8 protein-coding genes and 1 pseudogene are annotated in these 7,165 nt (G+C 61.3%); 1 reads left to right on the top strand and 8 read right to left on the bottom strand.

The genetic code is table 11. The annotated features are described in order from the left end of the window. Positions 1–71: 71 nt before the first annotated feature. The 6 genes from ACWDMM_RS26385 to ACWDMM_RS26360 all read right to left on the bottom strand — a co-directional run bounded on the left by ACWDMM_RS26385 (position 72) and on the right by ACWDMM_RS26360 (position 4,245). A complete protein-coding gene (locus ACWDMM_RS26385) occupies positions 72–569 on the bottom strand; it encodes an MAE_28990/MAE_18760 family HEPN-like nuclease (RefSeq protein ID WP_449940034.1) in 498 nt (165 codons plus the stop codon). A gap of 115 nt (positions 570–684) precedes the next feature. Then, positions 685–1,746, bottom strand: coding sequence for a DUF262 domain-containing protein (locus tag ACWDMM_RS26380; RefSeq protein ID WP_357112200.1), 1,062 nt, complete (start codon positions 1,744–1,746; stop codon positions 685–687). Positions 1,747–2,179: 433 nt separating this feature from the next. Beyond that, entirely contained in the window at positions 2,180–2,959 is a 780-nt protein-coding gene (locus ACWDMM_RS26375; protein WP_449940026.1) for a hypothetical protein, read from the bottom strand. Between the two features lie 186 nt (positions 2,960–3,145). Beyond that, positions 3,146–3,583 (bottom strand): hypothetical protein, encoded by a 438-nt coding sequence (locus tag ACWDMM_RS26370; protein ID WP_449940024.1) that lies wholly within the window; start codon positions 3,581–3,583, stop codon positions 3,146–3,148. A gap of 219 nt (positions 3,584–3,802) precedes the next feature. Continuing rightward, a complete protein-coding gene (locus tag ACWDMM_RS26365) occupies positions 3,803–3,955 on the bottom strand; it encodes a hypothetical protein (RefSeq protein WP_449940022.1) in 153 nt (50 codons plus the stop codon). Then, complete coding sequence (locus ACWDMM_RS26360) at positions 3,952–4,245, bottom strand: hypothetical protein (protein WP_449940019.1); 294 nt, start codon at positions 4,243–4,245, stop codon at positions 3,952–3,954. The genes ACWDMM_RS26365 and ACWDMM_RS26360 overlap by 4 nt, the downstream gene beginning before the upstream one ends. A gap of 172 nt (positions 4,246–4,417) precedes the next feature. On the opposite strand from ACWDMM_RS26360, the gene ACWDMM_RS26355 reads away from it, so the two are divergent. Then, on the top strand, positions 4,418–5,599 hold the full coding sequence (locus ACWDMM_RS26355) for a helix-turn-helix domain-containing protein (protein ID WP_449940017.1): 1,182 nt from the start codon (positions 4,418–4,420) through the stop codon (positions 5,597–5,599). 128 nt (positions 5,600–5,727) lie between these two features. Here ACWDMM_RS26355 and ACWDMM_RS26350 read toward each other — a convergent pair whose 3' ends face one another. Both ACWDMM_RS26350 and ACWDMM_RS26345 read right to left on the bottom strand, forming a co-directional pair. Beyond that, a complete protein-coding gene (locus tag ACWDMM_RS26350) occupies positions 5,728–6,588 on the bottom strand; it encodes a hypothetical protein (RefSeq protein ID WP_449940036.1) in 861 nt (286 codons plus the stop codon). 180 nt (positions 6,589–6,768) lie between these two features. Continuing rightward, positions 6,769–6,957, bottom strand: a pseudogene (locus tag ACWDMM_RS26345) (helix-turn-helix domain-containing protein); the annotation flags it as partial. Positions 6,958–7,165: the final 208 nt, after the last annotated feature.

Below are 7,165 nucleotides of genomic sequence, written 5' to 3'. Positions count from 1 at the left end.
CGTTTCGACAACTCATCGACCACGAGTCGAACATCATGCAGCACAGCGGATTCCGGCACAACGTGAACGAATCACAACCACGTAAGACACGGTCTTAGATCACCGATGGAGTAGTTTCGGCCGATCTCCTCGGGCGTACGTTTCCCATGGGCGATACCGTTTCGCTCAGAAACGATAGTGTCGATTCGCCCCCATGCCTCTCCCAGAATAGGCGCGGGATGCCCTAAACCGTAAGATTGACACAGAGTCGCCACCTGCGCGGATTTCATATGGCTGCCGTCGTTGGGGAATGTGTCCGCATTAATAGAGCAGGAGGATGAATCTTGAAGAAGGTCAATGACCTTCCTACCATCACCTTTCCAGACGGAGTTAGACGACTTGTCCGTAATAGAATGAAGTTTGGAGTATACGGCGAACACCTGAAATTCAGGCCTTAACCTCCTGTTCCCAACCTTGCATCTAATAGCAGCTTCAAGAATGGCGCGAGAAGTGCCTTTCAGGAGATTCTCATACGCCGCGTATAGGAGTACGATACACAGCCCTCGCGATTCACGGGATATGTCAATCATCGCCCCCTCTGCCACACCGCCAGGTGAATAATCCGTGGCATCGAGAATCTTGCGCGCCACATCGATACGCTGCCTAAAATCTTGCTCAAGCGGCGAACGATCAAACAGTGGAGAACTAGCCAAGGAATTTCCCCTTGGCAAAAAGAATGCGATCACGAACCCTTGGCCTACTATTCGTAGCTCCGGTTACGAGCATGCGAAGATCGTCTGACGCCACCCAGCTAGTGTCACTGACGGGGATCGACGGGTTCTCAGCGAGCGCCAGCGCGGCACCAACCGACACGGCCTCGAAGAGGTTGACGGGGGTCTGCCCCTTCCGAGACTTCAGTCCCTCGGGGAAGCATCGAGCCAAGTACTCGAAAGTCTGATTGAAAATAGTTTCTCTTCTATCAATATCGGGCTCGCGATACACGGAGGCGATATAGTCATTAAGAAAGCCCTGCACCGAATGATCGAACGATTGATATTGCTCAAGAAAGGCAAAGAAGCGCAGAACGAAATCTTCGCGCGTTCCATCTTTTTGGCGAGGCGCTGGAATCCTAACCACAGTATTGAAGTCGCCACTTTGCGCCAAGTGGCCAAGAAGATCTACAAACTCGCCCCTGTATACGCATTCGCGGATCTCTTGGTCAGTAAGAGCAATGCCGCCAGTGTTGAGCCTCTCAAACAGATCGTAACGAACTTGAAGTTCACTCTTATCATTAAGAATGATGACCTTAAGCGGCCTGTCCTCGAAGGTCGTCTGGATGTCCGTAGGTAACTCGTCGAACGAGAATCCCTCGAAAGTCGTTAGTTTTTCCATATCCACAAGACGAAGTGGCTCATCATCCAAATTTGCCGTCTGCCTTGTTGAAGCGTCCCCCGCAAAATTGACAAGCGTTAGCAGTCTCTGGACCCCATCAACCACTTCCCAGCGATTCTGCTCACCACTAACGGTGTTAGTGGCCATGAATAGCGGAGGAACTGGAATTCCCAGGAGGATGGATTCGACTAACCTAGCCTGCCGCGACTTGTCCCACCTAAATTGCCGCTGGTAGACCGGCGCAATATCAATTCTGTGCTTACCGACACGCCGCAGAAGTTCCTCAACGGTCACGTCGTAGGTATCGAAATCCACCGTTCGTCGCTGCTGTGCGAGCTGCTCTCGCTGCTCGGTTGGCGGTATAGTCGTAGACATCTACACCTCACTGCTCATTTAGGCATGTCGGCATTCTTCGCGACGCTAGGCTAACCGACCAAGCGTCGGGCGGTGCGAAGATTCGGTACGACCTTCGGCCGCCGGCACCTGCTGTGTGGCGACCTGCATTGTGTTCCCGCGCCCCGCCAGCCAGCACGCCGCCGTTCATCGCTTCCGCGACCCGTCCAGGCCATGATCACGCAGTTGCCTACCGGCGCGGCTCTCGAACGTCACAGGTGCACCGCTGTACCGCCTCAGAACTCGCTGTCAGCAGCTCGGCGCGGAAACTGCGCGGATCCATGCGGGCGCAGTCAGGTGGACCATCCCGAGTCGGAAAATCGCGTACGAGGTTGGACAGTCGCTTTCGACCACCGAGTGTTCCTTGGTTCGCGGTACTGTGCCGAGCTCTGTCAAGGAGCCCACAGTGCGAGCGCTAGGACGTCGGCCCCGCCCACGAGAACTCGGTCGACCAGGTCAGTCCTGCCGTGTGGTCGGTAATGATCAACTCGAAATCCCAGGGTGTGTCGGCGATGTCGTCAGGAATCGGAGCCTGGAAGGTTCTGGTAGTTCGCGTCGCCGAAGTCGATTCACCGGCTACCACCTCTGAGTTCCCGAAATTGGCGCGCAGAACGGCGTCGACCTCGTAGTCCCAGATCGATGGTGCGTGTTCGTCGCGCGTGGTGGCGGTGTAGAGGAACTCGATTCCGTTGGGGTCGATCGTGACCGGTCCGATCCACGCCTCGATCGGGCCTTCATCGTCGGTGACGAAAACTGGATCGGTCAGCATGGCCAATCGACCTCGTGGATCGCCCAGCGGTGCTGAGTAGACGGTGTCGTTCGGCCAATACAGCCGCCTCATCCAGGGACCGTCGGTGGTGACGTCATCGATGGTCAGCTCGATATCGACCGGTGTAGTATCCGGGTCGAGGTCGGGCAAGGTGAAGTTCGTATGGGCGTGGGTGTCGGACGAGATGCTGCCCCAGCCCACCTCGGTGGACACACCATTAACCAGCGCCGACGCTCCGACGCGGTAGTTGAGCAACGACGGCGCGGCCTCGCCGACCGCTTCCGCCGTGAGGGACAGCCGCAACCCGGTGGGCGTACGGAGCGCCGGTCCAGCCCAACTCAGAATCCCGTTGCTGCCGTCGGACACGAATTCCGGTGGCGCCCACACGGCCAGGACACGGTCGGTAGTGCGCTCGCTCGGTGACATCGTCGGCTGTGCTCCTTTGGATCGCGGTGGTGGACACGGAAAAGATCGATTAGGACTCGGCGATCGGCCCCGATCAACGTAACAGTGACGCGCACGGGCTGCTTCTGTTGTGCGTCGGCTTCCCCTGCAATGGTGGCGATCGGGTGACCGTACGGCGGATCACCCGATCGCATCGAACTAGCCGCGTTATAAGCTGCCCGCCACATCGCCGCAGGGCAGCGAGGCCACCTCCGACGTCCCGGAGGTTGCGTGCTTTCCGGCGCTGATCCAGCCCTTCGCCCGGTATCTGTTGGTGGTGTTCGTCCTGCATCGATCGTTGTGATACTGCAGGACAACCACCTGCTTCCCTTCATCGAAAGCGGGATTGCTCCTGCGTATCACCTGCACCCACGAGTCGCCGACCTGAGTCTCGAGCTGCACGGTGACCTTGTGCGGGTGCCAGTCGTCACCGGTGCACTGGGATGTCAGCCCCCATTCGATGTACCCGTTCACGGCCCTGATCACATGGAAGTTCCCGGCACACGCCCCCGACTCCGCGGCAGCAGTGGCCGGGTTCGTGATCATCCCCGCCGCTGTGAACGCGCCGACGGCGAGAGCCGCCACCGCAGACTTGCGAATCTTCATAGTTTCTCCACCCCGAAAAGATCTGTTGAGATGCCCCCACTTCGATGTCCCCCGGTGTTGTGCACCGCTGAGAACCGTGGTGACACAGGATTTGACGCATCGAAGCGCCGACTGGTTCCACCGATTCGCGGAATCTTCCAGTGCCCCAGAGACGTGCTCATGCCCGGCGTGGTGAGCAGACTGGACGTACGTTCCTGCAGACCGCCCGACACCAGGCGGTTAGGGCTTGTTCTGCGAGCGGTCTTCGCCTTCGATGCGTTGGCGTATCGCGTTCACCGTGCGATCTTTGGGGATGCGTTCGGGCCAGAGGATGGCGAATGCCAGCACGACCAGCGGCAGGCCGACAGCGATGATGAAACCCAGTGCGATCACGGCGCCCACCGCGCCGTTGTCGGCAGCGCTGAACCCAGCGGGTATTCCCGCGTGCCGGTGATGAGGTCGGCCATCTCGGTGACGGCCCACCAGGGCGTATCGGATTCCAGTACGCCGAGGTGCGGGATGACCACCGCGTCGGCCATGTGTTCCAGCGTGTACTGGACCGCGATCAGCGCCGCCAATACCGCGTGCACGTCGGTGTGCACGGTGTAGACGATTCTCAGCCCGCGCCGCTGCACCAACGCTTCGAACTCTGTTGGATCGTGGTCGCTGTGGAGCAGAGCCACAGCCCGCCTTGGTACCTGTTGTTCCGTCACTAGCCCCTCCTGGTTCCGGTTTGGTCACACCCGGTATCGAGGGGTCGATCGCCATCACCCCGATACCGGGTGTTGGCGAAAAGCCTCTTGAATCTTCATGCTTCCAAGGGCCAGGTCTGGAATAGCCTTTTACCCTGGGAGTATGAGCCTTTCGACCCATGCCGGACAGGCGATCGCGGCCGAGCGGAAACTCGCGGGCCTGAGCCAGCGCCAACTGGCCGACCGAGCCAACTACAGCCTGGCCATGGTCAAGGCGGTCGAGCAGGGACGCGAACCAGCGAGTCCGGCGTTTCTGGCCGCTGCCGCGCGAGTGCTGCGTGTGGAACCCGAACGGCTGACCGGTATCCCCTACCGCGATCTCATCGAGAAGGACGGGCCGCTGGAAGGTCTGGCTGAATTGCGAGCTGTGCTCGCCGAAGGTGCGTATGTGCGCCCTGTCGAGCCGACGTCGCTGGCCGCACTCGCCGCTGAGATCGCCGCCGTAGACCTCGCGTATCGGAACGACAAGGGCCGGGTCGCGCTCGCACGTATGCCGGACCTGCTGCGACGACTGTATGGGGCACTGCATAACGCTGCCAACGGAGATCGTGGAGCGGTGTTCTCCCTGTTGTGCGCCGCTTATGTGACTACCGAACGGCTCTGTCGGCGATTCGGATTCATACACCTGGCACCGACCGCACTCGATCGGCTCGAATGGGCCGCCGCATCGGCTGACGATCCGCTCTACGCGGCGCAAGCCAAAATCAAGCGCGCGCGAATCCTCATGTACCACCACTCCAACGACACCGGGCTCGGACTGGTGGAGCAAGCGCTCGACGAGATCGAAGGGGATGGCGAAGCCGCTGATGCGGTGCGCGGTTACGGGCATCTGTGCGGCGCGATCGTTGCCGCCCGGGGTATCCGCCCGGATATCGCCGCCGAGCACATTGAACATGCACGGCGTCTCGCCCCGCGAATGCGCGGTGAATCCGACCTGTACGGAACCCTTTTCGGCCCTGCCAACGTCGGTATCCATTCCGCTGCCGTCGCTCTCGAAGCCGGTAACCCCGGCAAAGCGGCGCACGAAGGCTCAGCCCTCGTGCTCCCCAAAAAGATCGCACCACCCAGAGCCGGGCACCACTGGCAGGACGTGAGCCGCGCGTGGCTGATGATCGGCAAGCCGGACCAGGCGCTCGACGCCCTGAACCGTGCCCGCCGCGTCGCTCCACAACAGACCCGATTGCATCCCTCGGTCCGGGAAACGGTCTACGGCATCGCGGCAGCACAGCGCAGGCAGACCAACGGCCTCACCGGATTCGCCTCGTGGCTCGGCGTCCAACTCTGATGGCACTTCCAGAAGGCGGTTTCTCCGGAGCAAATTCTGAGCGGCCAACCGCCTCGCCATGAGCCAGGATCAACCGGCCGATCTGCACGCCGATAGAAGCTGGCTGGAGTCGCGTACTTGGGGTCAGGTCAGGTGTGATCGACCAGTTCGGGGGCAGCTTTGCGTATACGGCGCAGCAGCTTCGACCCCCGCTCCGAACCGACGGAGGTCAATGTGGGGAGCGCGGTGCGCCAGAGTTCGGCCGCGTCCTCGTGGTTGCCCATGCGCCAGCGGATGAGTCCGGTTTCGGCCAGGCTGATCGCGTGAATCCGCGTATGTGTTCTGGGATGCCAGATTGTCGCGCTCATATATTGATAGCGCTCGGCTTCGGCCAAGTCGCCGATCGCGAGGAACGTTTTCGCGGTCTGCCGGGTCACGCTCGCTTTGTTCGGACAGAACAGCGCGGCCCATCGAGGAATCTCCGTCGTCGCCTCGGGCATGATCCATGGCTCGGCTCGGCGAAGCGCCTTGACGGCCTGGACCTTGTCGCCCGTTTCGGCGTAGCACCGTGCCAAGGCGACCTCGAACAGGGCCATCGTGTCGGGGCTGACCTTGCCGCGTGCGCTCAGCACCGCGCGTTCCGCGAGCGGGACACTGTTCTGGGGTTGATGTACGTCGCTGGCGTGCAATGCCAGGATGCGGAAGGCGAATCCGTCTTGGCCCGGCGTTCCGGATTCTTCGGCCAGACGAAGGGCGGACAGGAAGTAGCGTTGCCCGAGTGCGTCCTGCCCTGCGTCGTGGGCCTTGAAGCCCGCCATGTAGGCCAACTCCGACGCGGCGCTGAACGCCTGCGCACGCACCTCGGCGCTGGCGAAGCGCGACCTTAGCAGTGCGGCTACGTCGGTCGCCAAAAACTCCGCCACCGCGGAACGTCCCACATTGCCCCCGCGAACCTCATCCAATCGGAGAAAGGCGTCCGTCACGCCCTGTACGGCTTCGACCTCGGCCATACCCACCCGAGTGTCATCGGTGACGTGCACGAGTCTCGCCGCGTCCGAGAGAGCGGTGAGCGCCGTGGCGGTCAGCGCAGCGGAATACGCCGAATCACGCAGGAAGGAGCGACGATCGACGTCGGCCCTGCCGAGAACCGACATCGCGGTGACAGGGTCGGTGAATCCGCCGCAGGCGCGCTCGTACCAGGTGACGACCTCGGACGAAGCGGTCCTACGCCCGGTCTCGTAGTGGCCGAGTGCGGCTTTGCTGTACGGAATCTTGGCGGCTAGTTCGGATAGCGATAGCCCTGCTGCTTCTCGGGCTGCACGCAGCCGGGCACCGAGAACAGCCGCTTGTGGGTCCGGTTCGTTGGCGCTACCGCGCATGGCTCGATCGTAGGCGAAGCCGTATACGGCTGTAGCCGTGAAGACATAACGGCCCGGCTGTGCGGCGGTGAGTCTTGAAGAGCCCCGGCCCGAGACGCACCGCGAGACCGATCGACTTCCTCGGCGTCGGACGCACTTCACACGACAAGGGGAGACGTATGGGGAACACGATTGCGGAGGCGGCTGTTCTGGCGGTACTCGCACCTGG

This window comes from Nocardia sp. NPDC003726, assembly GCF_053586955.1.
Note: the sequence above shows the minus strand (reverse complement) of the source record. Positions and strands in the feature narration are given on the sequence as shown.

Coding starts and splice junctions, on each gene's coding strand:
- ACWDMM_RS26370 (WP_449940024.1), bottom strand. CDS start 3,583: ATGAAGATTCGCAAGTCTGCGGTGGCGGCTCTCGCCGTCGGCGCGTTC.
- ACWDMM_RS26355 (WP_449940017.1), top strand. CDS start 4,418: ATGAGCCTTTCGACCCATGCCGGACAGGCGATCGCGGCCGAGCGGAAA.
- ACWDMM_RS26375 (WP_449940026.1), bottom strand. CDS start 2,959: ATGTCACCGAGCGAGCGCACTACCGACCGTGTCCTGGCCGTGTGGGCG.
- ACWDMM_RS26380 (WP_357112200.1), bottom strand. CDS start 1,746: ATGTCTACGACTATACCGCCAACCGAGCAGCGAGAGCAGCTCGCACAG.
- ACWDMM_RS26385 (WP_449940034.1), bottom strand. CDS start 569: ATGATTGACATATCCCGTGAATCGCGAGGGCTGTGTATCGTACTCCTA.
- ACWDMM_RS26350 (WP_449940036.1), bottom strand. CDS start 6,588: ATGGCCGAGGTCGAAGCCGTACAGGGCGTGACGGACGCCTTTCTCCGA.